1 protein-coding gene is annotated in these 2109 nt (G+C 68.7%); it reads right to left on the reverse strand.

Annotated features, from left to right (window positions below; translation table 11 throughout):
• Positions 1-92: 92 nt before the first annotated feature.
• Positions 93-977 carry a chlorophyll synthase ChlG gene (gene chlG, locus FV228_RS27685; RefSeq protein WP_147857435.1) on the reverse strand — a complete coding sequence of 295 codons (885 nt, stop codon included), beginning with the start codon at positions 975-977 and terminating at the stop codon, positions 93-95.
• Between the last annotated feature and the right edge of the window lie 1132 nt (positions 978-2109).

Below are 2109 nucleotides of genomic sequence, written 5' to 3' on the forward strand. Positions count from 1 at the left end.
CTCCCGACCCTCGCTTACGCGAAGCCCACCCTCCCCCGCAGAGGGGGGAGGGAAGGCGGTGGCGCTTCCCGCGCTCGAACCCGAAGGCGTCATCACGCCCCTCCCACCAGAGGTCGCAGCGCGAAGGCGGCGACCAGCATGCCGAGGACGTAGAGGGTCGTGCCGGTGCCGTTGTACCAGGCCGCCCGCTCGCGCGGGCTCTTCAGGAACCGGACCATCAGGGCGAATTGCCCGGCGAGCAACGCCGCCACCAGGGCGGCGTGGCCGGTGCGCTCCCAGGCGAACAGCAGCCCGATCACCACCACCTGCGGCACCGCCATGACCAGGCAGGCGAAGCGGGCGGCCCGGTCCGAGCCCATCTGCACCGGCAGGGACATCAGCCCCATGCGCCGGTCGCCCTCCACGGACTTGAAATCGTTGAGCGTCATGATCCCGTGGGCGCCGATGGAATACAGCAGGGCGACGAGCAGCACCCGCCGGTCGGGCAGGGCGGCGGCCATCACGGCGGCGCCGGTGAACCAGGGCAGGCCCTCGTAGCAGAGCCCGACCGCGGCATTCCCCCACCACCCGTTCTTTTTGAGACGCAGGGGCGGCGCGGAATAAATCCAGGCCAGCACCAGCCCGAACAAGGCGGCCCCGAGGATCCAGGGCCCCAGCGCCGCCGCGACCAACAGCGACAGCAGGGTCCAGCCCAAGGCCAGGTAGAGGCCCCACCGGCCGGGTATACGCCCGGACGGGATCGGCCGGTTCGGCTCGTTGATCGCGTCGACGTGCCGGTCGAACCAGTCGTTGGCGGCCTGGCTCGTGGCGCAGACCAGCGGCCCGGCGAGCACGATGCCCGCGGCGATCACCGGCCATTGCCCGTGGGCCGGCTGTCCGGATGAGATCACCCCGCAGGCGAACGCCCACATCGGAGCGAACCAGGTGAGGGGCTTGAGCAGCTCGACGACTGCGCTCGGTGCGGGCGTGGCGGCCATGGACGCAGGCTACCGGGGCCGCCGGGCGTGTCAAGCTGGATTTACACTTGGCGAAACCGTGTCGCGGCGGCTTGGCGTACAAAGGCCCGGGAAGTTTACGAATACAAAATCCAATATCAGTCCAGCGCGACCACGACGGCGCGCGCGGCCGCCCGCTCGATCGTTCGCACGACCGAGCCGATGCGGGCCAGCCTTCGTCAACTCCACGAAGTCTGACGGCGCCGATTCTTCGTGAATCCCGGATGTTCGCCGGCCGCCGGACGCGGCACCGCGAAGTCTGGCGGGCCGCGGACCGGCCGGGGCCCCGCATCCGGGATCGTCCGCCGCGGATCGGACCGAGCCGCCCTGAAACGAAAAACAGCCCCGGGCTTGCGCCACGAGGCTGGAAGGTTGCCCCTCACTTTATTGCAGCGTGGCTGAAGCACAGGGCGCCACCTGAAGACACCCGCGCCGACGGATCGAGGGGAATGGACGTCGGCGCGGGCGGTGCCGGCTCGTCGCCGACAACTGGATTTTGCACAACCGATCCCGGAATGCACGGCGGAAAACCACGCAGGCACACAGATAATTCTCAGTCGTCGATCAAATTTTTGTCAGGCTTCGCGCTTCGATACTGCAACGAATTGAATACAAGATCACATATTCCGGCATTGCCTCGGAAGATCGCTGCGAATGCTACCTGTGATCTGCAGCAATCCCAGGATTCTCGCCCCACGATCCATACGAGCCCGCCCTGTCCTTGCCGGCCCGGGATGCCGGAGCCGATCATCGGGCCTCGCGCGCTTCCGCGGGGTCTGAGGCACCCCTTTCAGGGTGCTTGCGGCAGCGGACCGTCCCGCTTGCCTGCCGACGCTTGGTCCTTGCCGATGTCGTTCTGAGAACAACCCCGTCATCCCGTCTGGGGGATCAAACCTCGGGGGATGAATCTTCCAACCCGCGTAGCCCGTAGCCGCAACGGGGGCGGGCCGGTATGCCGCCAGGAAGCGTCGGGCGCACCGCCTTGCCCCAGGGCCCGGGACCCGGATCGCAGGCCCCGCTACGAGACCGTGCCGGGCACGCGGGTCGACCGGGAGTTGAGCCGGCCCAGGCTTTCCGCCAGCCCGGACGCGGCGTCGGACACGGCGCCCGCCAC

Origin of the sequence: Methylobacterium sp. WL18 (assembly GCF_008040015.1) — a bacterium.
GTDB lineage: Bacteria > Pseudomonadota > Alphaproteobacteria > Rhizobiales > Beijerinckiaceae > Methylobacterium > Methylobacterium mesophilicum.